This is a genomic window from Vibrio sp. KUL78, assembly GCF_059725505.1.
In genome coordinates this window covers 422,642-447,474 of sequence record NZ_AP045838.1, presented here as the reverse complement: position 1 = coordinate 447,474, position 24,833 = coordinate 422,642, and the positions used below count along the sequence as shown (strand labels likewise).

Below are 24,833 nucleotides of genomic sequence, written 5' to 3'. Positions count from 1 at the left end.
CGCGTTCAGTTGTTTTTCACAGCGCACAGTTCCTGTTGTGTTCTGGTCAACTCCAGCCGGACACCTTTTTTAGAGAGTTTTCATAATTAATCGGCGACATATCATTATTCGCCGAGTGTAGCCTTTCGAGGTTGTAGTACCTCATGTAGGCTGAGACATCTTTCTTCATGTGCTCTCGAGTTGGCTGATGAACCTTAAATAGCCAGTCATGCTTTAAGCTTCCGAAGAAGCGTTCAACTACAGCATTATCCCAGCAAGCCCCAACATCACCCATACTGGCTCGCATGCCATATTCTTGTAGCAACTTACGATATTGCTTACTGGTGTATTGAGAGCCTCGGTCACTATGGAACACCAGTCCTTTGCCGGGTTGTCGTAAGTTATAAGCTTTCATCAGAGCCTTACTAACCAAGTCGGTAGTCATTCTCTTATCAACATGCCAACCGACTATTCGCCGAGAGTGCAAGTCCATGACAATCGCCAGATACATCCAGCCTTCACCTGTTTTCAGATAAGTCACATCGCCAGCCCAAACCTGATTTGGAGCAACAGGATTAAAGTTCTGGTTCAGCAAGTTATCGGCAACCGCATCACTGTGTTTTCGCTTGGTTGTAACTTTGTAAGCTACTCGTTGAGTCACTTTCAAACCAAGCTTATTCATCACCGCACGAACTCTGTAGCGGCCAACAGCAAAGCCTTCTTCACGCAGTTTCTTTGTCATTTCCCGATTTCCAAGGCTCTGTCGACTTTGCTTAAATAGCTCCTTTGCTCGACGGTAAAGGCTCAGCGTTTCAGCTGTAACTACCTTGGCTGGCCGTTTAAGCCAAGCATAATAGGCAGAGCGGCTTACTCTCATTGCGAAGCAAAGCCTGATGACTGGAAACCGGAATGACTCAGTTTTGATGAAGTTGAATTTTACTTCATTTCTTTCGCGAAGAAGGCCGAAGCCTTTTTTAAAATATCTTTTTCCATGCGTAACTCTTTGACTTCTTTACGGAGTCGCTTGAGTTCATCACGCTCATCATCTGAAAGCTCAGTACCTTCAAGCTGAGCTTCGAGCTTTTCCTTCCACTTGTAGAGAACGGTTGTTGTAACGCCAACGGCTTCTGCTGCCTGAGCCACGCTATAACCTTGCTCTCGCACTAAAGCCACTGCTTCTTCTTTAAATTCTTTAGGGTAGCGTTTGTAAGCTCTTTTCTGAGTCATTATTCACCTCATTGATCTGACAAGTATTGTCTCTCAATTCAGTGTGCGGCTCTATTAGACCAGTACAATGGTCAACCGGCCAGACCCGGTGAGCAAGGGCTATTGTTTGTTCACGGGGAACCTGGTGTAACACTATTCAAAGAATACTATCAAATGCCTGAAGCTACCGCAGATGCCTATGATGCCAGTGGTGCTTTAGATACCGGAGATATCATACGTATAGATGAAAATGGCTGGCTTTTTTATGTTGCTCGCTACAAAGATATGCTTCGTATCGGTGGCGAGAATGTAGCAGCACTTGAAATTGAGAGTGCTATTTATGACTCTGAGTTAGTGATGGAATGTGCTGTTGTCGGTCAACAACACCATATGCTCGGTGAAGTACCTGTTGCTTTTGTAACTCTTAACGAAAAAGGTAATAGTTTAGAACATGAGTTTGTCACAATGGAAATTATATCCAACTGCAAGTCTAAATTGGCTGATTTTAAAGTACCAAGAAAGGTATTTATTGTCGCAAGTTTTCCGCGTTCATCATTAGATAGAATTTCTAAAAAAATACTTCGTGATCGCTTGCCAAAAATCGAATCATAAATCCTACTCATCATACTTATCGGTTAAGTAGACTTAAACTTGTATTATTACTGACTGTCTCTATTTTGCTTGTGAAAGTGAACAAAAATCATTATTCGATTTTAGTTGAGGTAAATTACTCGCTGAACCAGATTTGTCTAAAAATTGCCAATATTCAGTGAACTGATATACTTAGTTGGTGACATACCCAATTGCTTTCTTACTGCTCTTGCGAAGGTTGGAGGATCAGAATAGTTAAGCATGTCGGCTATCTGCGTCACTGAAACCCCTGCTTTGAGTAGCTCGACTGACTTTTCAATTTTCTTTTTATTGAGATAGTCTCTGAATGTTGTATTGTGCTGAACGAACAAGCGTTGAAGTGTCCTTTCTGATACTCCGAATAAGTGAGCAACATAGTCTAAACTAAAGAAGTCGGTATTCCAAAAAGCATCGATCACATGACAAACTTGACTTAGACTTTCTTTAGAAGAATCGGCAGGTTTCAATTCAAAAGGTTTAATCTCTTCTGGAGAAAGCTGAATAGGAATATAACTACAACTAGCACCATAAATAATTTGGTTGTTTTCTGTCTGTTGGGCGATTTTGGGAATAAACTTGGATTTATGTTGAAAGGCTATATATTTTGGTTTCCATTCCGAACCGTAAAACTTGCGTACTATTCTCAAAAGTAGAAATAGCCCATATTCTATCGCATAGTCATGACCACGGTTTGATGGTTTGAGCGAACCATTTAGGCAAATACGCAATTCACCCTCGACATAATCTATCCAAATTTTGGCGTCGGAGTTGTGCTTATGTTGGTACGCAAAAATGGCGTTGAGAGCTTGAGCAAGGTTTTTGCTGTCATGAACACGGCGATAAAGTTCAGGATGCAAAACAGGTGAGTCTGCAACTTGTGAAGCCATCAATGAAATGCTTTTTTCTTCAGTAATCCTGGCGGCCGCATGCGAAATAATACCAAACACATGTGTCGGTAAATAGAAGTTACTCCTTAACAAGGCCTCCTCTTTTAAATGAAGCTGCTTGAGGATTTGAGACATCTTTGAGTCTTTATCAAGGGCTAACTCAATAAATGGTTTGTTATACGCTGCATAGCAGATTGGAAATCGATTCATTTATACAAAGTGGTTCAATTAAGAGTATTTTTACATAAAAGTTTTTGCTCCTTTATCGTCTGAACCAAACGGTTTAGACGATATAAGCAACAACGGCAATAAATATAGCACCGCCCCAAACGGCTAATCCTACGTCCTGAGTTATGTGAGTGCCTATTTCTCCGTCCACCACGCCGATAACTAGACTAATCTCCAGTTAACGCAAAATGTAACGGGTAGTGCGTATTGGAAGTTTTCCGACGTTGAATTATTTTGTTTTCTCTGCTTAAGCTAGTTGAGGTTTAATGTGCTCTTGTTCGTTTGGCAGTGTCATAACATGCCTTTTAAAACTAATGCGATTGCGAACCCGATTGCACCAGCTAACACTGGATGAACTCCCTTTGATTCATAGTCTTTCTTGGCTAGCGCGCCATTAACCAACCTTTCTACGTCTTCTAGTTTGCTTGTTACGCCGTTGTCAAAAATGTTTTGAGCCGCGCACAAGCGGTAGTATCGGAAGTGCAAATCCATGTATTTGTTACGCGTATAGCTAAGAATCTCGCGCCAATTTTCCGCTGTGTAATCTTCTCGAAAATGGACGGAATCGTCCGCCGTTGTCGGCCTAAACCTGGACATTTCTATCCAATCATGTCCGGCTTCTTCTTCAATCTTCCAGACGTCCGGACGGTGGACTTTTTCTTTTAGTTTGTTGTAGTGCTCTAGCCTGTTAGTGAATATTAGTTCGTGCATTACGTCGCGGTTGATCTCGGCAATACTTTTTAGTTGCTTAAATTCTTTCGCGACTAGTTCGTTATCTGTCATCTGATGGCCTTAATAGTTAGTGTTGTTCTAGGCTACTCTTATGACGTCGCAGCTCTAGTTTTGTGTTGTTGTGCTTTTGCTCTCGTGCGCGTTATCGCTACTTATCTTCGGATAGCTGGATGCGCGCGCCACCTAATCGGATGCGCACTCCTACCTGTGGACCGAATAATTTGCGTTATACGTCTTAGAAGTAGGTGTACACCCAATTGCCGACGTCAAGCTTTGTTGTCCTTATCGACTTCTTTGAGTTCGTGTATCGCTGAGAACGCACGGTAGTCTGGCACTATGTTTGTGACGAGTAATTGGTCGTCGATTGTCAAACCTAGTGAATCTAAAACTTTTAGTAGCTCTCTTTCTGTGTGGTTTACTCGTGTTGCGAACTGTTAATTTTGTGACTTCCATGCTTTGTACATGTGCTTATACCACTAAGCGGGAGGAACCCAATATCCTTTATGTAGGATCATGTGCATCAAATGGTTGTTGAGCGCATCCATTTGTTAGTAAGCGTTTCAAATAGATCTGGATTCTTAGGTTTGATGACGATAGCGCGCTTATACAGGTAAGGCTGGTTATACCGAAAATTGAGAACATCATTTAAGAACTAAGCAAGATGGGACAGGTATATCTTCACTTCGAATTATAAACTAACTGCTTGTAACGTATTTTTACCATTTGATGGATCGCGTCCATCAAAAAAGATATTAGAATCGTTCGGGATAGTGGTAAAAGCATACTTCCAGAAAGCGTGGAAATCACAATATGAACCGTTAGTAACGCAGGTTGAACCAGACAATAAAGCTCTTTTTGAAGCTTTAGACTCAGCAGGTTTAACGCTTGCGTGGGTGTTCGTATGAAGATAGATGAAATCGACGCTTTACACGAAAAGAACACTCCGTCAACTAAGTACAAGAAGCTCTTTTAAGCATGATGAAAGCAAATGAAGAAACTAACACTAGGTGCCCTTATAGCGGCGGTAACCATGCCAGCCATGGCGGAACGCATTGAGTACAGCGCGTTCCTGGAGCAGAATCCAACACTTAAAGAGACGCTATTTAACCCTAGAGGCGTGGCGCTATGCACAGCAGTAAACATGATGCTCTTGGAAGACACGCCGCAAGATATCGTTGAGCGAGTAGGGAATACAATAGAAGTAACCGACGAACTTGTCTTTTCTATTGACGAGTATCACTACGGGCTATATCTGGATGAAGTGGAAACAGCGGAACGAATGATAAAGCAAGTTTCGGACTATCCATTTCTAGAACAGTACAACAAGTATAAATGCGCGGAGTTAAACGAGGCTATCAACAAGGCTTACGGCTAATGAAAAAACGAGTAATCATACAACTTGCAATACTTTAACTCGCTCGATGTGCTGAAGAGGACCGAGTAACAATCGGGGCTAGCGAGCCAACGATCATTCTAGAGCGCGTGAACTAAGCATTGCAAAAAGAACACGTTAGACAATGTTCATTGCTGCCGAATGACCTAGCGGAATGTTTAGTAGAACCAAAAAGGCACTTCTGATGAACCCCTACATCTTCTTCAAATAATTCACGTTTCAAAAAGTGAGTTGAGAGAAAAATTTTGTGCTATTTCAGACTTTACTCATAGCCATGCTCAATTAAGTGCATATATTTCTAAAGAGATAAACCTGAGATTGTCTTTTATAAACTTGTGGATATAGATATGAAAAACCGTATTTTTGTGGCAACACTTTTAACCCTTAGTGCCACCGCTAATGCAAACTCTTACCTGTATAAAAATGATGATATTAATGTCTACCAAACATCTTCACGGTGCTCATTCAATGTCGGCGGACATCAATCAACCAAACCGTCAATGACAATAAGTAGCGCGCGTGATGAGAGTCAACAGTTAGTATCTGTCTACAGCTCCGGACACGAAGTAAGAGCATTCAAACTGATATTTTCAGATGGTATGGAGTTCATTCAAAGTACTTCAATTGGTCAACACCCAATTTCTCCGTCATTTCTCAACTCAGTTGCCCGAAGCCATTGGGTGCAAGTTGAGATTCATGATCGTAAAGGTCGGGTTAGTAATGGGGCGTACGACTTAGGTGCGAGCGGGCAGGCTCTTGAATTATATTCACGTTGCCTAACCGGGAACTAAGTAAACTGACGAAGATCTGAGTGACAACTAAAACTGAACGCCTGAGCGTTGATCAACTCTATACATTAGAAGGCTTCAGCGAAACTATACAAAAGAAAAGGATTAAGTTCCTTAGACATCCTCCCTTAGTTAAGTTGCTAAGGGAGCTCCATAAATAGGTGCACTCGTCCAAGTTCGTGAATCAAACGTGTATAGTCGACTCTCTGGCAGGCTCCACTTCTCTACGCACTTAATAGTTATGTAACTTAATAAACTATTAGGAGTAGTTATGTGCAAAACGAACGATAACAACCAATGGAATAGGAAGTTGAATCTCAATAGCTTTAGGATTCGAATAACAGGTGAAATCACTGGTCAATTAATCTGCTAAAAGGAACATGGTTTTTTCGAGTAAAATCAGAGATTACGTTTTCAGAACTGCAATCATAGCTAATCGTTTTTATTGCACTATTCGTTTTAACAATAGTAAGATTGAGCCTTAAAAGGATTACAAAAAGAGTAAGTAAAATGTCTAAAGCGGAGTCATCGTCCAGAAAGTTGAGTTTCATTGTTATAGGCATTGTGCTCCTTGTTTGGCTCTACAGTTTGTGGGCTGATAGAGTAACGCCGATTACAAGTACTGCTAGAATCCATTCGTATCTTGTGCGTATAACGCCGGAAGTTTCTGGGAACTTAACTGAAATTCATGTACGTAACAACGAAGTAGTCAATGCTGGTGACATTCTTTTTGAGATTGACCCGAGAGACTATCTAATTAATCTTCGCACAGCTGAAGCAAACTTAGCTATTGCAGGTCAGAATATTGGGGCAAATACCGCAGCGGTGGAAGTGGCACAAGCTAGAGTTATCGAATCTCTGGCTGCTAGAGATAACGCAAGGGAACAAACCGCGCGTATTTCAGAGTTAGCAGAGAAGGGTGTATTAAGTGAAGCTGAACTTGACAACGCCAAAGAATCAAAAGCGCGTGCTCAAGCTAACTTAGAAGCCGCCGAAGCCGCTTTGGCTCAAGCTAAACATAATCTTGGTCCAGAAGGACAAGACAACCCCCAAATATTATCAGCCATCGCCAGTTTAGAAAAGGCGCAGCTGGATTTACAGAGAACTAAGGTTGTTGCTCCATCTAACGGTATTGTATCCAACTTACAATTAACGATAGGGCAAAAGGCGACTACGGGTTCCCCGCTGTTAACGTTCATAGATCCAAGAGGGGTTTGGGTTTCGGCGCTAGTTCGTGAAAACTCTCTTGAATATGTTCAAGCAGGTCAAAAAACCAAGATCGTTTTGGACGCACTTCCTGGACGTGTATTTGAGGGTAGGGTAGAAAGTATAGGTTGGGGGACGGGTGGCAGTAACGAAGTCGATCCAACTACTGGATTTTTGGTTGCAGATAAAAATTCCCTTAATGCACAGCGCTATCCTGTAAATATTGTTTTTGAAGGTGAAGATATACCTAAGAATATACGTTATGGCTCCAAAGCGACCGTGGCCTTTTTTACTGAACAGAGTGCCTTTGGAGAGTGGTTGGCTACAATTTGGATGAAAGTACTGAGTATTCTAACTTATGTTTCATAGCCCTGCTAACCCGATCATCAGATTGGTATTTGGTCCAATATTTTTACTGTTTTACCTACAGTATTCAGGTTCTTCCATACCATTCATTGCGCCGGTATTTATTGTTATCTTTCTGACACTTATGCCTTCAAAACCGCCTGTAAGCATGATGTTGAAACTGCTGGTCATACTTTCTTTGCTAAGCTTTGGTATTGCTTCTTTGTCGAAGGTTCTCATAAGTTCGTCTACGGGTTTTGTTCTGTTTTCTTGGTCACTAATTTGTTGGAGCTATTACCGAAGTCACCGCGATCCGAAAGACATAGTCTCGACGCTGACTTTAATCGTAGTACTGATAATAATGGTGATGAGTCAGCAAGCTGGCTTGTCATTAGGCGGCGTTCCTTGGGTTTTATTTACTAGTTTCGTTCTTGCATTGATTACTACATACGCCACCTTCTGGCTCTTTCCTGGGGATGAGAAAGATATACAACCAGACAATGCTAACCTTTATGGTGGGTCAGTAAATATCGGTACCATTCTGTTCAAAGCAACCGCACTTTGTGTAGTAACATACGCACTTATAGCATCGGGAAGCTCGCAAACACTTCTAATAGCTATTACGTTTGGCTGCATGATTAAGCACCCGATAAATCAAGACAGTCATTCTTTCGGTCGCCATCGGATTATCACTACAAGTTTAGGTATTTTATTCACAATTCCATGTATGCTAACTGTAATATCTGGTACACCGGTTTATGTTGTGCTTGGGGTAACCATTTTTTGTGGTCTCCAACTTGCTTGTTTTGCGATACGTCGTCAAACAAACTTGACCATTTACCAACTGTTGTTCACCAACTTTACAGTTCTTACCTATCAGATTATTAGTAGCCTTGGAATTGAGTCTTTTTCGGTACAAATCACACGATTACTTTCTATTTCTGTAGCGATCCTCCTTGGCGTGCTGTTGCTAAACCTATTCGGCTCAATGAAAAAGGTGTAGAGAGTACTAGGCTGATAAGTTATGGGGTTCTGACTTTGCCTTAGAGCAATTTCTTTTTTTAATACCTTAGTATTAGTTGGGTAAAATCGGAGGCTGATGTGAACTAATATATTAGTTACAACATCTAATGTCATAAACTATGAACCTTATAGCTACAAATAATTCAGTCAACGAGTCTGATTGCAGTCTTTTGGTTTTGATTCCTCGATATGACATTAACTGAAAGGTTGCTCTAAACAGTTTTAGCTCTAAGATGTACTAACAGATCTCTATAGCGATAACATCAACGATACATTTCCCCCCTCTCTTCTGGACTTCTGTGGTTCGATTACTCTCCACTCTTCTACTTCAGTAGTCTTCGATATAGTTGGGCAAATTACACCACCAAAATCTCATTTCACATCAGCGTCATTTATAGCTTGCCGCACTATAACCAAACAAAGTTAAAGGCTTCTGGCCGAAAACGACTGGATCTTCAGTCAGGCTCTACCAATGATAGAACTGTAACAAGTGTGATCAGGGTCATGCAATGTGAGTGAAATCAGAACCTAAATGTGAAGGTGAACTTGTTTTTGTTCATCACCTCTTTTGATAAACACTATTAGCTAATAATATTAGTTAATAGTATTAGCTTGGATTCTGGAGAAGTAAGTGAAAGTTTTAGTAACGGGTGGTTTGGGGTACATAGGTAGTCATACATGTTTACAGATGATTCATGCTGGTATGGAACCCATCATTGTTGACAACTTATGCAACGCTAATGTTGAAGTGCTATCTCGAATTGAGGCACTAACTGATAAGAAACCTGCCTTTTATCTGGGTGATATACGAGATGAAGCTTTTTTAGACTCGATATTTGAGAAGTATGACATTCAAGCTGTTATTCATTTCGCTGGTCTAAAAGCGGTAGGCGAGTCTGTGGCGAAACCGTTGGAGTACTACGATAACAATGTAAATGGCTCCTTGGTGTTGGCGCGTTGTATGCAGAAAGCTGGGGTGAAAAGTATTGTGTTTAGCTCATCTGCAACCGTATATGGTGACCCTAAAACGGTTCCTATTACAGAAAGCTCTCCTACCGGCTCGACGACCAATCCGTATGGTCGCAGTAAATATATGGTGGAGGAATGCTTGAGCGATCTGTTTACCGCTGACAACAATTGGAGCATTACTCTATTGCGGTATTTCAATCCGGTTGGTGCGCATCCATCAGGGACTATGGGAGAGGATCCAAAAGGTACTCCAAACAATCTAATGCCATTTATTGCACAGGTTGCGGTAGGACGTCGTGATAGCCTATCAATATTTGGTGATGACTATCCGACACGAGATGGAACTGGAGTGCGTGACTACATTCATGTTATGGATTTAGCTGATGGCCATATTGCAGCATTAACATCGGTTGGAGAAAAAGCCGGACTTCACATTTACAACTTGGGTACAGGTAAAGGATCAAGTGTACTTGAAATGGTTGAAGCGTTTGGAGTGGCTTGTGGTCGCCCAGTCCCTTATGAGCTGCGTCCGCGCCGTCTTGGTGATATTGCGGAATGTTGGGCCAGCACGGACAAAGCGGAGCGCGAACTTGGTTGGAAAGCAACACGCAGCATCGCGGAAATGACTGCCGATACATGGAATTGGCAATCTAAAAATCCTAAAGGTTATTAATTATCGATCGGCGCGATGCGTTGCGCTAGCAAGAACAAAATAGAGTAAATAAGATGTCGAATGTTGAATTTAACCCAGTAGATCATCCACACCGTCGTTTTAATCCATTAACCGGTCAATGGATTTTGGTTTCCCCACATCGCGCCAAGCGCCCTTGGAGCGGCGCTGATGAGAAGCCTGCAATCGATGAGCTGCCTAGCTACGATGAACAGTGTTTTCTCTGTCCTACAAATGAACGCATCTCCGGCGATACAAACCCGGACTATCAAGGCACATATGTGTTTAACAATGACTTTGCAGCATTGATGGTTGACTCTCCTGAAGCGCCAGAGTCAAACAACCCACTCTTTAAAACTCAAGGTGTGCGTGGCTTGAGCCGAGTGATTTGCTTCTCACCCGATCATAGCAAAACACTGCCCGAGCTCTCAGTTGATAAAATCCGCGGTGTGATTGATACGTGGAACGATCAAATTGAAGAGTTGGGTAGAGACTATGTTTGGGTTCAGGCATTTGAAAATAAAGGTGAAACGATGGGCTGTTCACAGCCTCATCCACACGGCCAAATATGGGCGAACAGCTTTCTACCGAATGAGATCGAGCGTAAAGAAGAGAATCTTAAAGCTTATTTTCAAGAGAATGGCAGTAACCTGCTGGTAGATTATGTGCAAGCCGAGTTACAGGATCGCTCGCGATTAGTTGTTGAAACCAATCATTGGGTGGCACTAGTTCCGTATTGGGCGGCTTGGCCATTCGAAACCATGTTGTTGCCGAAAACACATATTCGCCGCATGAGCGAACTCAACGACGAACAGAGGGACGATCTAGCGCTTGCTATTAAGAAGTTGACCAGTCGCTACGATAACTTATTTCAATGTTCTTTCCCTTACTCGATGGGATGGCATTATGCGCCATTTTTTGAAGCGGGCACTGATATTGATCATTGGCAGTTGCATGCACTTTTTTATCCACCACTTTTGCGCAGTGCAAGCGTTCGTAAGTTCATGGTGGGCTATGAAATGCTAGCGGAAAGCCAACGCGATTTGACGGCAGAACAAGCGGCGCAACGTCTCCGTGATTTAAGCGATGTGCATTACAAAGAACGATGATCATTCTCAGAAATTTGAGTACTGAGGCTGATTTAAGGAATAGCGTAATGATTTATTAAAATCATTAAGTACAACACGCTATACAAAACCTGATTTAATTTTTAGAGAACGTCCCTATGTCTGATTTAATTCCAAATGTAAAAGCGTCTTTTGAACAAGTATTAGGCTACGCACCGAGCCACATTATCCAAGCCCCTGGCCGTGTGAATCTGATTGGCGAGCATACTGATTACAACGATGGCTTTGTTCTTCCCTGCGCAATTAACTACCAAACGGTTGTCGCGGCAGCAAGGCGAGACGACAGTTTGGTTCGCGTAGTGTCAGTGGATTACGGCAATGCAGTGGATGAATTTGATATCAAGGAAGAAATTACATTTCAGCATAACAAAATGTGGGCGAATTATATTCGCGGCGTAGTTAAGACCCTCCGTTCGAGAGGGTATCAGTTTACAGGTGTTGATATTTCGGTCAGTGGCAATGTTCCTCAAGGTGCAGGGCTAAGCTCATCGGCAGCGCTCGAAGTGGTGATTGGCCAAACGTTTAAAGTGCTTTTCAACCTAGAAATAAGCCAAGCAGAGATAGCTCTGGTAGGTCAACAAGCTGAGAATGAGTTTGTTGGTTGTAACTGCGGCATTATGGATCAGATGATTTCTGCCGAAGGGCAGGAAAACCACGCCATGTTATTGGATTGTCGCAGCCTAGAAACCAAAGCGGTTTCAATGCCAGAAGATATGGCTGTAGTTATCATCAACTCTAACAAGAAACGTGGTTTGGTTGACAGTGAATACAATACTCGTCGTCAACAATGTGAAGAAGCAGCACGAATTTTTGGTGTTCAAGCGCTTCGTGATGTCACCATCGAACAGTTCAACGACAAAGTCTCAGAGCTCGACGAAATAGTCGCAAAACGTGCACGCCATGTGATCACAGAAAATGAACGTACCATTGCAGCAGCACAAGCTTTAAGTGCTCATAACATGAAACGTATGGGAGAGTTAATGGCGGAGTCTCATAAATCAATGAGAGATGACTTCGAAATAACTGTGAAAGAAATCGACGTTTTGGTTGATATGGTAAAAGAAGTGATTGGTGATCAAGGTGGTGTTCGAATGACTGGTGGTGGCTTCGGCGGCTGTATTGTTGCACTCGTTCCACCAACATTGGTAGATCAAGTAAGAGCGACGGTAGAATCGAGATACGAGGCTGTGACCGGTCTAAAAGAGTCAGTTTACGTATGCCAAGCGAAAAACGGCGCTGGCTTGACTGAAGTGCTTTAGGAGGATGTATGGGAGAACACATTGAACAATTAGAACTATCGATGGGCAAGACGCCCTCGTTTGATGGTCAACTCGCCCAACTGGTTCATCTTACTAACGCTAATGGCATGACTGCTTCGTTTATGGATATTGGTGCCACGTGGTTGAGTTGTACGCTTCCTGTCAATGGTGGGCAGCGCGAAGTGTTACTTCGCTCACCTAGTATGGTTGAGCACTTAGAGCAAGATGCCTACTTTGGATCGATCGTTGGTCGGTTTGCTAACCGTATTGCAAAAGGTCAGTTTGAGATCGATAAAAGAGTCTATCAGGTGGGAGTTAATAATGGCGAAAACTCACTGCATGGCGGGATAGAGGGTTTAGATAAGAAACGCTGGACAATTGTTGAACGCAGCGCTCAAAAAGTGGTATTCACGCTCCATTCTGAGGATGGTGATCAAGGATACCCTGGTAATCTTGATGTGACAGTCATCTACACTCTGACGGACAGCAATGAACTTCTAATTGGTTATGAGGCCAATACTGATAAAACCTGTCCGGTTAATTTGACGAATCATGCTTATTTTAACTTAGCAGGTGAAAACTCAGGTACAAAGAGCTTAGATCATGAACTGCAGTTATTTGCCTCACACTATTTACCTACAGACGACGGCTTGATTCCTACAGGGGAACTCAAATCCGTTGCAGGAACGAGTTTTGATTTTACCCAAGCGAAGAGGATAGGTAGAGATTTCTTAGCAGAGCAAGATCAGAAATCTGCTGGTGGGTATGACCATGCTTTTGTATTCCAGCCTGAAGTGACAGATGGCGCGTCTGTCGCTGCGATATTAACGGCTCCTCAAAAGGATGTGGTTATGTTGGTTAAGACGAGCAATCCTGCAATACAGTTTTACTCTGGCAACTTTTTAGCCGGAACACCAGGCAAGAGTAAGGACTATGAGTTGTATGACGGTCTGGCTTTGGAAACTCAATACTTTCCAGATGGCCCTAATAGACCGGAATGGGGCACCAACTGTGGGGTGTTAAATGTTGGGGAAGTCTATCGACATCGAACTATTTATCAGTTTGAGTTTTAGATAGCATTTGGTGGGCTAGATGCCCACCTTTTTTGTGGTTGTGGAGGAGGCACGAATAATGAGTTCACCCTCGACTTTGCGCTTTTTCGAGACTAAGGGTTGAACTTCTATCAGCGAGACTAAAGATTCTATCGCAAGCTTACCCATGTCTGAGTACGGTAGCTCGACGGACGTCAACGCCGGAAAGCTTTCTGAAGCGATTTGCTGATTATCGTAACCGACTACCGCGATATCATGCGGTATTTTCAAACCAAGCTCAGCAACGGCTTGATAACACCCCATCGCCATGTAATCACTACTGCAGAAAATAGCCTCTGGTGGCTGATCCAGTTTGAGTAGTGACAACGTTTGTTCATGAGCTTCTTTCAATGACCAATTAGCCTCCCTGAGGTAATCTTGCATTGGGACTATATCTGAATCAATGAGCGCTTGACGATAACCATCCACACGCTGCTTGCTGGCTAACATCCAGTTCTCTCCAGACAACATTGCAATCGCGCGATAGCCTTGCGCAGTTAAATGAGAAACCGCCTTGTAGGCTCCTATCATATCTGCAGGAAGGATACTTGGCGTTTCAGGCTTGCTGACATTCGTGCAGTTGAGCAGTACTGTAGGAAGCTTGGTGTTTACTCGTTGTTGCTCCAGTTCACGAGTCATACTCGAAGCATAAATCAGCCCCTCGTAATCACCAGAATTCACTTCTGACTCTATTTTGCTCGCCAACACTTCATCGTGGCTGTAATTGAACGTGACCAAAATATAATCGTTTGACCATGCTTCTTCTCGAGCACCATTAACAGCGTCAATAAAGGGGTCATGGCTACTTAAACCATTTATAACCAGTGCAATTTTCTTTGGTCTACCTAATGCATGAACGACTTTTTTTGTTTTGGTAACCGAGATCCTCTGCTGTTTTCAGCACTTTACGCCTTGTAGCGTCAGATATTTTTACTGATGTTGAGCCATTAAGTACCAGAGATACCGTTGGTTGTGACACGCCCGCTGCAGTTGCGATGTCACTCATAGTGATTTTTTTAGCCATCTTGAACTTCAATATAATTCTATTAACTAAAGATATTAGCTAATTATGAAAATGAGGTCATCTTTTTATGTCAAAGATCACAAAACTTCTCTACCAAGGTAAGAAAGGTGTGAGCGATGGCACGTTTGACTATCTTTCGTATGGCCTTTTTTTGAGCGGATAATATATTAGCTAATATTATTAGTAATGATTAATTTGTAAGGTTAGTAAGATGAATAGATGGTCAGAAGACAAAGCGTGGCAATGGCAAAAAGAGCACGGTTGGTTACGTGGATTTAATTACTTACCAAGGACGGCGGTTAACTGGAACGAGATGTGGCAAGCAGATAGCTTCGCACCAGAAATCATGGAAGAAGAACTCGCTTGGGCAAAGGAAGTCGGTTACAACACATTGCGCACTAACTTGCCCTTCATCGTTTGGCAGGCCGACCGTGACGGGTTACACACGCGCATAGATCGCTTTTTAGACATCTGTGAGCGTAACGGTATCAAGGTAATGATGACCCCAATGGATGATTGTGGTTTCTCTGGTGATCATCCGTTTCTAGGTGAGCAAAAAGCACCTGTTCCAGATCTTCACAACAGTCAGGCAGCAGCGAGCCCTGGGCGCAATGTTGTAATGGATAAGTCGAAATGGGGTGAGGTCGAAGCTTACGTGCGTGACATCATTTCTACTTACAAAAATGACCCGCGTATCGCGATATGGGATCTGTACAACGAGCCAACAAACCGCATGATTTTCACTACAACAGGTGAACTGGCTTACGACGAAGAAATGGAAACTTTTAGCCATGAACTGATGGAAAAAGCATTTGAGTGGGCTCGTGATATTGATCCAACACAACCATTAACAGTAGGTGCATGGCACTGCCCAAGTATTCTGGACCGAAGCTTGCCTATCTTTGAGCACCCAACAGATCGTCGAGCTATGGAGCTTTCGGACATCATTACGTTCCATGCCTACCTGCCACTAGACCTCTTCCATGAAGCCTTGAAAGTAGTAGAAGCTCATAATCGCCCAATGATGTGCACGGAATGGTTAGCACGTCATGCTCAATCCTACCTACATGAACAACTTCCTATTTATAAAGAGAAAAGCATTGGTTGTTATCAGTGGGGACTTGTGAAGGGCAAAACGCAGACACATCTACCTTGGCCTGAAATCAAACGTAACGACGAAAATTACGCAAGCCAATGGTTCCACGATCTACTTGACGAGCAGGGCCAACCTTATGACCCAAGTGAGGTGCGTTTAATCCAAACTCTCGCAGAAGTGGACTAGCGATCAAATAAACCGGCCTTAAAGGAAAAGGTCGGTTTTCTAACTACAATTACAACAATCGAGACGTGAATAATGACTACTCTACAAAACAAACTATCAAATAGAGAGCTGATGTCTTACTTCGGCTACGGAGTCGGCCAATGCTTTAGCTTTGGCTTAGTGGGCTCTTTTATCCTCTACTTTTATACAGATATCTTAGGTATTTCGCCAATTGCAGCAAGCACCATTTTTCTCGTAGCTAGGGTGTGGGATGCTGTCAATGATCCTTTGATCGCAGGTTACATGGACACGCTAGAATCTCGCTTCGGCAAGTTCCGTCCTTATATGCTCTTTACGCCTTTTTTTGATTGTTTTGGTAACCGTAGCAGCTTTCTATAACATGGACGCGGATACTTCCACGAAAGTTATCTATGCTGGTATCACATACATCTTGTGGGGGACACTATATACGATCTCTGATGTACCGTTTTGTCGATGTCATCGGTAATGACCGATGAGCCTCAAGAGCGAGCCAAAGCCGCTACCTGTGCCATGCTGGGTGTTAATGCTGGTATTGGCGCGACATTGGTACTCTTCCCTAAATTAAGCGCATACTTTGCCGACGGGCGCGCAGACCAAGGCTACCTACCAGCTGTTATTGTGCTTATGGTAGCGGGTTTGCTGTTCATGCTTAATGGTTTCTACAATACGAAAGAGCGTATCTCTACCGCCACATGTGAGAAAGTAACACTCAAACAAACCTTCCAAGCTGTGCGCAAAAATAAACCGTTATTTTTTATCCTAGCGGCGTTCTTCATGAATGTATTCTTTAACCTGGTCAATGGGCTATACATCTTCTTCTTCACTTATAATATGGGAGATGCAGGTTTAGTTTCGTTAATTGGTACTATCACTTTAGTCAGCGCTATTGCTTGCCTCGCAACACCGGTATTAACTAAGCGCTTCAAAAAAAGGGACATTTTCATTGCATTGTGTGTGCTTGAGATTATCGCTCGTATCGGTTTCTACTTGACAGGCTATGATAACCCAACAACCGTCATGGTTTGGTTAGCCGTGATCACAGCTATCTTTATGATGACTAACCCCCTGATCTCAGCGATGATTGCAGATACAGTGGAATATTCGTACTACCATAGTGGAAAACGTACTGCAGCTATAACTTTCTCTGGACAAACATTCACGGGCAAACTTTCTGTTGCCGTAGCTGGTGGCTTAACGGGTCTCATCCTTACAATGATCGGTTATGTTCCAAACGCAGCTCAGACAGAAACCGCTCTAAATGGCATGTTTTTCTGTATAGCGTTGCTTCCAGCGTTAGGAGCCTTGGTGAGAATATTGATTATGTCTCGATATACATTTACCGAAGATCAGCATGCTATTTTGCGCGAAAAGCTTCAACGTGGAGAATTTGCAGAAGGTGTTATGGAAAGCTCACTGAATGACAAAGACTTACAAGTAAGCGTTGAAAAGAGTACCGTTTAGAACTTCATAAAATGATCTAATTAACAGTTGTACATGCGTAAAGGAAGTGGGCTCTTGAAGCTCACTTTCTTGCTGATATCGGAAGCTTTATGATGGGAAGCGCAGATTCTGGTGTAAGCTGTACATCGCAGTCGATACCAGCACCTACGAAATAATCGCAGCTGAACTAAGCTTATCCAACGCAACCGATGCCGAAGTGCTCCCCAATTTACTCTAGTAGACACATCGTAAAATCATTGAGATATCAGTCGATGGCGCTTATGACACAAGGGATTGCAATGATGCTATACGAGTCAAGCGAGCGGTTCCGCTTAGCTCGCCACGAGAAGGGGCTGCCTTCTGGATGCAAGGGGACCTTCGCAACTTAGCAGTAGGTTGTCAGAAGCTCTACGGTTCCCAAAAGAAGTGGAAAATGCGGTATGGCTATCGCAAGCGCTCGCTATCAGAAACAGCATTGTATCGAGTGAAACAGTTGTTATGAGGGAAATTAAACCTTAGAAATTACAACGCTCAAGTTGGCGAGACCTACACTATGATCAATGCGTTGAATAAGCTTACAGGGTTAGGTATGCGCGAAACTCAGTACATCGTTTAAGAATCAAGCGCTATGGGACAGGTATGTCTTCTATCTGAATTAAGCAACAAGGCCTTCTAAAACAGCAGTCAGCGCGCCATGGAACTTGTCATCACTGTTTGCGGACATGTTCAGCTCAGTGTTGCCAAGGCCAAATCCTTCTTCACGCTCTGAATTATTGCGCTAGCTATCTTGGTAATAACCGTCTAGTACAACTCATATCTAAGGGTTTGAAAGCGTGTCGGCAAAGACTGGAGAAACAAATAAACTGCCAACAGCTATAGAGACTAGATTTCTTTCACTTAAATTTCCTTTGAATAACGTTATAACGCAACAATAAGCGCAGCGAATGCTAACGTATTTACACATTAAGATTCAATATGTTTGAGGTGAGACTATCACGGCCTGATGAGTATGAGAGGTCGTCGGCTCGACTTGGCGTACGTCATGAGCCGATTGATATAATTTAAACTAATAGGTACAGGTTGCTACTGCTTGTACAGTTCAATCTTATCTGCAGAGATTTTATAGCCTGTTTCAACAGCTTGATTACCATCTGATAGCGCAACAGACTTCTTCATCGATTCGGCTTTTATGTCACCATTAACCCAAACAGGCGTATACAACCCTTGCAATTCATAACCTTCTGGTATGTCGACTAAAACTGTCTGATTTACTGGGGGGGGCGGCATGTGTATGCAGGCACCAGCCGTCGGGACAAGTATGAACTGAGTTCCAAGTAACCCTGTCATTTCAAGCGGCACCAAGTATCCGGGTAGTTTTATGTCATTAAGAGATAAGTTATCGATTACTGCATTTGCGGCACTTTCTCCACTTATCTTTTGCGTAATTAACTCATCGACGTTTAACCCTTTTCTAGTTGCAAGGGCGATACGCTGCTCATAGCCTGAAACCTCCATTGGATGTAGGTTTCTATTCTGTTTGGCTAGTTGATAGACATAGATTTCGTTTATCAATGCTTGCTCGCCTGCGGTAAGCGCACTGAAACTCTGTACAACGCTCGGTCTTAAAGCGTCCCAAGCAATAGCTTCGTTTGCATTAGCCCCTGTAGAAAAGACCAAAAAGCTCAATAAGACTGTTTTCATTGTGCCGAAACATAAGGTGTTGAAATTGTTCATAGCTGTTGACCTGGTGAAAATGGCTCATCCTTGAGCCTCTTTTCAGTCATGTTAGTGGAGTTTACAACTCTTCTAGATTGTCCAAGAGAGTATAGAAGAAGCCAATGGAGCGGCCATACTCCTCAACAAGAATACGTTCGTTAACACCATGGAAACCTTCAAATTCCTTCGTGTTTTCAAGTTGAATCGCCGTGATTGTGTACACATCAGGTGCAAAATCACGCGCTTGGAAGTGCTTCGAGTCAGAGCCACCAATTACAAAGAATGGTGAAACAATAAGATCATTACCCCATGTTTGTCTGATGGTTTTTTCCAGTAACTTGTATCCCGGTCCGTGAGGATCTGCAACGTTGGTTGCCGGTGTCGAAGCGGAGATATCACGAATGCTGATTCTGTCATCATTGATCACTTCTTTTAGGTGAGCCATGATAACTTCAGGTGTATCACCAGGCATTGGGCGGAAGTTCACTACTGCAGTTGCGCCTGGTGGCAATACATTGTCTTTGACACCTGCATTAAACATTGTCACAGCGGTTGTTGTATGGAGCATGGCCCGAGTAACAGGGTTTGTGGACATCACCTCTATGAACTTTTCCTCCATAGGTGTCATTTCATCGTTCGTACCATGGGCAACGGCCTTGTATAACTCTCGGTTTTCTTCAGGAAGCTCTGGACCCATATATTGATACTGGTAGCGGATCGCGTCATGAATTTTGTACGGGAATTTTGCGTCTTCTACTTTAGCAACGGCCTTTGCTAGTATACCGATATGCGTCTCCTCTGGTGGCATAGAGGAGTGTCCACCGACACCACTCGTTGAAAGCTCTAGGCTCACAAAACCTTTCTGAGCAATACCAATTAGGGCTGTATTCTCACGAATGCCAGGGAAGATACCCGGAGTTAAAGGGGCTGATTCATCAATCACAAACCCAATACGCTCATAGCCACGAGCTTCGACAACGTCAGCAATATGTTTTGCGCCCTCAGGGCCGCCTACCTCTTCATCATGGCCAAATGCAAACATGATGGTTCGGTTAGGTTGAAAGCCTTCTTTGATTTTCATTTCTGCAGCTTCGAGAATAGCGTGCACTTGGTTTTTGTCGTCCAGAGAACCACGGCCCCAAATGTAGCCATCTTTTATCTCACCAGAAAAAGGTTCGACTAGCCACTCATCTCTTGAGTCTTCAGCGATGGGAACTACATCCATATGCGCCATGAAAACTGCTGGTGGGAGAGATGGATCTTTGCCTTCCCACGTATACAACAAACTATAGGGTCTTGGGTCCCCTAAAACTTCGCGTTGAAGAGTTTTATGTACATTCGGGTATGACTGCTTAATGAATTCGTGATAGCCAGAGAAAGCTTCAGTGTCGAAGTCGTTTCGGTCTTGATTTGAAATGGTGGGATACTGTATTGCCTTAGAAAGACGCTGAGCTGCACCTTCTAGGTCAACGTCAACCTTAATCTGCTCAATCCCTTGCATCTGCATTGAAGGGAATTCTTCCGCTTGAACAGACAACGCAGAAAGACCGGCTGTGACTGCGAAGCTAGTCAATAGCATTTTAAACTTAGCCATTTGGATAATCCTATATTTATTTAAGCAAGTGGCCAATCTTTCTAGCAAGGCAAAAGTGGAGGCCACTGGTTGATTATAGTAATGATACTTAGATGATGTTGTGAGGTTGCTAGAAGAACACTTTGTAGTTGAACCACACTACGTTTTCTGTACCAGGTTTATGCTTGTTGCCACTAGCATCGGTTACTTCTGTTTGAGTGGATTCAAAGCGCACTTGACCCCAACGCTTTCCATCTGCAGACATAGGAGTTGCCGCTAGAACTGTTGTTTTCAAGTTAGTAATATTAATGTCGCCACCCATATAGGTATATTCCGGGAAGGCTGCTAGAAAGGTTCCGTCATCACCAGTTTTTAAAACTGCATAGACGGCTCCCATACCACCCACGATATTGGTGTCAGATGCGCCAAAGCTTTTGGCAAAGTCCGAATCATACTCACCAACTAAAGCGGCACCTCGAGCAAAGAATGTTAAAGGTTTATATGGTGTATGCGCGAGTGAGATTGCACCGAATGCGGCAGTTGTGAACTGGTTGTTATTTATGATGTCGACGGACGCGGCGACACGAGGAGACGTCTTATTCCCCGTGTTAAATACATGAAAATACTGAGCGCGACTGTCTTTATAATTGCCTTCACCATCAATTGAGGCTTCGATGGTTCCCATAGCCATTTGCCCATTTTGAAGAGAGTATGCGATAGAGCCCGACGCTTTTACGTCGCCTTTACTGTTCATGCCAACATAACCAGAGGTCACTGCGCGTGTTAGATCGGAGGCGTCAAAATCATCTTCAACAGCTATCTCGTGCTCACTGTCAATAACTTCGATTTCATCAATGGCATCTGCGAATGTAGGGCTAACAAAAGAAGAACAAACTAATAAGGGAATTAATTTTTTAATGGTCATATAACTCTCGAACGAAGCAATTAAATAGAGTATGAACCACGTCCTTGTGAGCGCATAACTGACAACTTAAAACGATTTGAACACATGGTTTGTCGTTCTAAATCTCGCGAGAGCAACAATGTACAACAGCTAAGAATATAAGTTCCCTATCATATTACGACAAGTATATAAGGAGGTGTTTTTTTGGGGTTTGAATCCACATTTTGTTCCCACTTGTTAATCAAGAGGAGCGTAATCGTTATTGACTTTAAAAAAAGATGGTGGTTTGCCGGTATGTTTTGTTATTGCTCTGGTTAAATTAGCTGGCTCATTGTAATGAAGTAGCTTGGCAATTTCGGTAACCTTTCTGCCTTCGCCTATCAGCTCGATTGCCTTTTGAATCTTTATTTTGTTAAGGTAACTCCGAAATGTTTCTCCCGTATCGGAGAATAACCTTTGTATAGTGCGTTCTGACTTACCATACAGATGAGACAAAAACTCGAGATCAAAGTATTTGTGCTGCCACAACAGGTCAATACAAGTCTTTACAGAATCTAAAGCCTGCAGAGTAATCTTGTTATCGGTATGAAGACATGAAGATTGACACTCCGTGAGTTTTAAGTCCAAAGGAACATAACTGCAAGGCCTTCCAGTATAGACGGCCCTTTGTGTAGTAGCAGAGAGAAGCGAATCTTGTACTATCAATTCAGGTTGTAATACGAGGTACCGCGGCCTCCAAAAAGGATCGCCAAACGACCTGATAAGATTGATGATTTTTGCTGTTGTAAATATCTGTGCATGTGAAAACCCTCTGTACCCTTTGGGAATGGCACTTTTGTGGTAGATCCGCATCTCATCATCTTCGTACTTTAGAGAGAATTTTGAGTGTGTGCCATGGAGTCTATTTTGGTTCAAAACGCTGATCAACGTTTCGAGTAGATCCTGTTTGTTAGCATTCAACACCCTCTGTGTTATTGGGTGCAACCCCATTGAGATGTCAGACAGTCCTGCCATGTAACTAATCTTCTGCTCGCCTGACAGATGTACGCCGGAGTCAATGATATGTCCAAGAGCATAAGTAGGCAGGTAAGCCTTGCTGTCAGTAAAGTGTGACTTGTTTAAACCTAAAGGCTTATACAGGTCTTGGGGATTGTGGCCGTACATCTCAAAAGTATAAAAATATGGTTGTAAAATCGAAGAATAACTTAACGCAAACTGACTCACAAACTTAGACCTTCTAATGATGTACTGGTCTAATAGAGCCGCACACTGAATTGAGAGACAATACTTGTCAGATCAATGAGGTGAATAATGACTCAGAAAAGAGCTTACAAACGCTACCCTAAAGAATTTAAAGAAGAAGCAGTGGCTTTAGTGCGAGAGCAAGGTTATAGCGTGGCTCAGGCAGCAGAAGCCGTTGGCGTTACAACAACCGTTCTCTACAAGTGGAAGGAAAAGCTCGAAGCTCAGCTTGAAGGTACTGAGCTTTCAGATGATGAGCGTGATAAACTCAAGCGACTCCGTAAAGAAGTCAAAGAGTTACGCATGGAAAAAGATATTTTAAAAAAGGCTTCGGCCTTCTTCGCGAAAGAAATGAAGTAAAATTCAACTTCATCAAAACTGAGTCATTCCGGTTTCCAGTCATCAGGCTTTGCTTCGCAATGAGAGTAAGCCGCTCTGCCTATTATGCTTGGCTTAAACGGCCAGCCAAGGTAGTTACAGCTGAAACGCTGAGCCTTTACCGTCGAGCAAAGGAGCTATTTAAGCAAAGTCGACAGAGCCTTGGAAATCGGGAAATGACAAAGAAACTGCGTGAAGAAGGCTTTGCTGTTGGCCGCTACAGAGTTCGTGCGGTGATGAATAAGCTTGGTTTGAAAGTGACTCAACGAGTAGCTTACAAAGTTACAACCAAGCGAAAACACAGTGATGCGGTTGCCGATAACTTGCTGAACCAGAACTTTAATCCTGTTGCTCCAAATCAGGTTTGGGCTGGCGATGTGACTTATCTGAAAACAGGTGAAGGCTGGATGTATCTGGCGATTGTCATGGACTTGCACTCTCGGCGAATAGTCGGTTGGCATGTTGATAAGAGAATGACTACCGACTTGGTTAGTAAGGCTCTGATGAAAGCTTATAACTTACGACAACCCGGCAAAGGACTGGTGTTCCATAGTGACCGAGGCTCTCAATACACCAGTAAGCAATATCGTAAGTTGCTACAAGAATATGGCATGCGAGCCAGTATGGGTGATGTTGGGGCTTGCTGGGATAATGCTGTAGTTGAACGCTTCTTCGGAAGCTTAAAGCATGACTGGCTATTTAAGGTTCATCAGCCAACTCGAGAGCACATGAAGAAAGATGTCTCAGCCTACATGAGGTACTACAACCTCGAAAGGCTACACTCGGCGAATAATGATATGTCGCCGATTAATTATGAAAACTCTCTAAAAAAGGTGTCCGGCTGGAGTTGACCAGAACACCCCTTTAACTTACCAGCCTAAGAGAATACAAGTTTTTTTATCTGATACGTCCTTGGGATTGCATAAAAAGCTATGCTCCCAAAAAATCAGGAGAAACTTGAACTTGTATGTTGACACAGTCTCATGGTGAACAGTTACATTTTAAACTCGTTATGGCAGTTTTTATTGGGGGCTTGTTGGCTTGTAAAATATCGGCTCATCATGATGAAGAACAATGTAGTAGCATTCATTTATTTCATAGCCGATAACACAATAGTTTTTTGGCGTCATAAACGAGATGTTATCATGACGGTATAGAGCTTTTAGGTTTGCAATTTGGACAAATCCAAGCTTGCGTGAAGTATGATTGATAATTGCCTCTAGTCGAATAGTGCCACCAAAAGCTTTGTAGAGTTTTATGCCATTCAGTTGAACCGCACAGACACAAGGAGCGTTTGCGAAAGAGTTTGAAAGACACCCTGTAAGTCCAAACAGGCACTTCTTTGTTACTTTGTCTTCTAACGTAAAAGTCCGATATTTCCGCAAGGAATCGAGCCCACTTTAAAGTATTTGCACTAATGATAAACATATCATATTACATAGGCATTACAGTAATATGACATAATTCCGAGGCTTGGTTGAGCGTTTGAGTGGGAACTCTTGCCGACTTACACATAACTTTTGTTTGTTTAGGTCTTTTAGGGGGATACTTTGTTTATGCGGCAGGTGTGAACGAGGACATAATTCGGCGTTACGTTAGACGTAAAGGTAAATAAGTCCAAGAGTATGAGTTTAAGTCGGAGTCTATGATGGATTGACAGCGCGGCGATGCCCCCTTGAAGGGGCTGAAAACTAAATCCGTCCTCTAAGAAGACGGATTT

The 24,833-nt window shown here is 42.9% G+C and carries 18 protein-coding genes and 4 pseudogenes; 13 read left to right on the top strand and 9 right to left on the bottom strand.

Translation table 11 applies throughout. The features are described 5' to 3' along the window. Nucleotides 1-46: 46 nt before the first annotated feature. A protein-coding gene (locus AC6I8Y_RS18675) for an IS3 family transposase (protein WP_498022619.1) occupies nt 47-1,206 on the bottom strand; the annotation gives its coding sequence in 2 pieces (ribosomal slippage) (nt 47-942 and nt 942-1,206; 1,161 coding nt in all). A 153-nt stretch (nt 1,207-1,359) separates the two neighbouring features. On the opposite strand from AC6I8Y_RS18675, the gene AC6I8Y_RS18670 reads away from it, so the two are divergent. After that, nucleotides 1,360-1,797, top strand: coding sequence for an AMP-binding enzyme (locus AC6I8Y_RS18670; RefSeq protein WP_498022618.1), 438 nt, complete (start codon nt 1,360-1,362; stop codon nt 1,795-1,797). A gap of 137 nt (nt 1,798-1,934) precedes the next feature. Here AC6I8Y_RS18670 and AC6I8Y_RS18665 read toward each other — a convergent pair whose 3' ends face one another. Both AC6I8Y_RS18665 and AC6I8Y_RS18660 read right to left on the bottom strand, forming a co-directional pair. Continuing rightward, nucleotides 1,935-2,837: a helix-turn-helix transcriptional regulator gene (locus AC6I8Y_RS18665; RefSeq protein WP_498022617.1), complete on the bottom strand. Its 903-nt coding sequence runs from the start codon at nt 2,835-2,837 to the stop codon at nt 1,935-1,937. A 384-nt stretch (nt 2,838-3,221) separates the two neighbouring features. Beyond that, nucleotides 3,222-3,713, bottom strand: a complete 492-nt coding sequence (locus AC6I8Y_RS18660; protein ID WP_498022616.1) for a hypothetical protein — start codon at nt 3,711-3,713, stop codon at nt 3,222-3,224. Between the two features lie 937 nt (nt 3,714-4,650). Between AC6I8Y_RS18660 and AC6I8Y_RS18655 the strand changes: the two genes are divergently transcribed. The 8 genes from AC6I8Y_RS18655 (at nt 4,651) to galM (ending at nt 13,515) form a co-directional block, all read left to right on the top strand. Further along, the gene (locus AC6I8Y_RS18655; RefSeq protein WP_498022615.1) at nt 4,651-5,037 is read left to right on the top strand and encodes a hypothetical protein; all 387 of its coding nucleotides are present in this window, start codon (nt 4,651-4,653) and stop codon (nt 5,035-5,037) included. A gap of 365 nt (nt 5,038-5,402) precedes the next feature. Continuing rightward, nucleotides 5,403-5,846 (top strand): hypothetical protein, encoded by a 444-nt coding sequence (locus tag AC6I8Y_RS18650; protein ID WP_498022614.1) that lies wholly within the window; start codon nt 5,403-5,405, stop codon nt 5,844-5,846. Between the two features lie 507 nt (nt 5,847-6,353). Then, the gene (locus AC6I8Y_RS18645; RefSeq protein WP_498022613.1) at nt 6,354-7,418 is read left to right on the top strand and encodes an HlyD family secretion protein; all 1,065 of its coding nucleotides are present in this window, start codon (nt 6,354-6,356) and stop codon (nt 7,416-7,418) included. Next, complete coding sequence (locus AC6I8Y_RS18640) at nt 7,408-8,397, top strand: DUF2955 domain-containing protein (protein WP_498022612.1); 990 nt, start codon at nt 7,408-7,410, stop codon at nt 8,395-8,397. The genes AC6I8Y_RS18645 and AC6I8Y_RS18640 overlap by 11 nt, the downstream gene beginning before the upstream one ends. Before the next feature lie 651 nt (nt 8,398-9,048). Continuing rightward, the gene (gene galE / locus AC6I8Y_RS18635; RefSeq protein WP_498022611.1) at nt 9,049-10,059 is read left to right on the top strand and encodes a UDP-glucose 4-epimerase GalE; all 1,011 of its coding nucleotides are present in this window, start codon (nt 9,049-9,051) and stop codon (nt 10,057-10,059) included. Nucleotides 10,060-10,112: 53 nt separating this feature from the next. Beyond that, complete coding sequence (locus AC6I8Y_RS18630; RefSeq protein WP_498022610.1) at nt 10,113-11,165, top strand: UDP-glucose--hexose-1-phosphate uridylyltransferase; 1,053 nt, start codon at nt 10,113-10,115, stop codon at nt 11,163-11,165. A gap of 116 nt (nt 11,166-11,281) precedes the next feature. Continuing rightward, nucleotides 11,282-12,442, top strand: coding sequence for a galactokinase (gene galK, locus AC6I8Y_RS18625; protein WP_498022609.1), 1,161 nt, complete (start codon nt 11,282-11,284; stop codon nt 12,440-12,442). Between the two features lie 8 nt (nt 12,443-12,450). Further along, nucleotides 12,451-13,515: a galactose-1-epimerase gene (gene galM, locus AC6I8Y_RS18620; protein WP_498022608.1), complete on the top strand. Its 1,065-nt coding sequence runs from the start codon at nt 12,451-12,453 to the stop codon at nt 13,513-13,515. A gap of 15 nt (nt 13,516-13,530) precedes the next feature. On the opposite strand, the pseudogene AC6I8Y_RS18615 reads toward galM, so the two are convergent. Next, nucleotides 13,531-14,557 (bottom strand): annotated as a pseudogene (locus tag AC6I8Y_RS18615) (LacI family DNA-binding transcriptional regulator). Nucleotides 14,558-14,768: 211 nt separating this feature from the next. On the opposite strand from AC6I8Y_RS18615, the gene AC6I8Y_RS18610 reads away from it, so the two are divergent. The 3 genes and pseudogenes from AC6I8Y_RS18610 to AC6I8Y_RS18600 form a co-directional block, all read left to right on the top strand. Next, nucleotides 14,769-15,839: a cellulase family glycosylhydrolase gene (locus tag AC6I8Y_RS18610; RefSeq protein ID WP_498022607.1), complete on the top strand. Its 1,071-nt coding sequence runs from the start codon at nt 14,769-14,771 to the stop codon at nt 15,837-15,839. Between the two features lie 72 nt (nt 15,840-15,911). After that, nucleotides 15,912-17,321 (top strand): annotated as a pseudogene (locus AC6I8Y_RS18605) (MFS transporter). Nucleotides 17,322-17,412: 91 nt separating this feature from the next. Beyond that, nucleotides 17,413-17,916: pseudogene (locus AC6I8Y_RS18600) on the top strand (IS5 family transposase); the annotation flags it as partial. A 54-nt stretch (nt 17,917-17,970) separates the two neighbouring features. Here the strand turns inward: AC6I8Y_RS18600 and AC6I8Y_RS18595 are convergent. The 5 genes and pseudogenes from AC6I8Y_RS18595 to AC6I8Y_RS18575 form a co-directional block, all read right to left on the bottom strand. Then, a pseudogene (locus AC6I8Y_RS18595) lies at nt 17,971-18,222 on the bottom strand (hypothetical protein); the annotation flags it as partial. A gap of 161 nt (nt 18,223-18,383) precedes the next feature. Next, nucleotides 18,384-19,034, bottom strand: coding sequence for a DUF3299 domain-containing protein (locus AC6I8Y_RS18590; RefSeq protein WP_498022606.1), 651 nt, complete (start codon nt 19,032-19,034; stop codon nt 18,384-18,386). A gap of 61 nt (nt 19,035-19,095) precedes the next feature. Further along, nucleotides 19,096-20,610 carry a M20 family peptidase gene (locus AC6I8Y_RS18585; RefSeq protein ID WP_498022605.1) on the bottom strand — a complete coding sequence of 505 codons (1,515 nt, stop codon included), beginning with the start codon at nt 20,608-20,610 and terminating at the stop codon, nt 19,096-19,098. A gap of 109 nt (nt 20,611-20,719) precedes the next feature. Continuing rightward, nucleotides 20,720-21,514, bottom strand: coding sequence for a hypothetical protein (locus tag AC6I8Y_RS18580; RefSeq protein WP_498022604.1), 795 nt, complete (start codon nt 21,512-21,514; stop codon nt 20,720-20,722). Between the two features lie 216 nt (nt 21,515-21,730). Beyond that, nucleotides 21,731-22,717: a helix-turn-helix domain-containing protein gene (locus AC6I8Y_RS18575; protein WP_498022602.1), complete on the bottom strand. Its 987-nt coding sequence runs from the start codon at nt 22,715-22,717 to the stop codon at nt 21,731-21,733. A gap of 87 nt (nt 22,718-22,804) precedes the next feature. Between AC6I8Y_RS18575 and AC6I8Y_RS18570 the strand changes: the two genes are divergently transcribed. After that, nucleotides 22,805-23,964, top strand: a protein-coding gene (locus tag AC6I8Y_RS18570) for an IS3 family transposase (protein ID WP_498022601.1) whose coding sequence is annotated in 2 segments (ribosomal slippage) — nt 22,805-23,069 and nt 23,069-23,964 — 1,161 coding nt in all. Because the reading frame shifts where the segments join, the coding sequence is not laid out codon by codon here. Nucleotides 23,965-24,833: the final 869 nt, after the last annotated feature.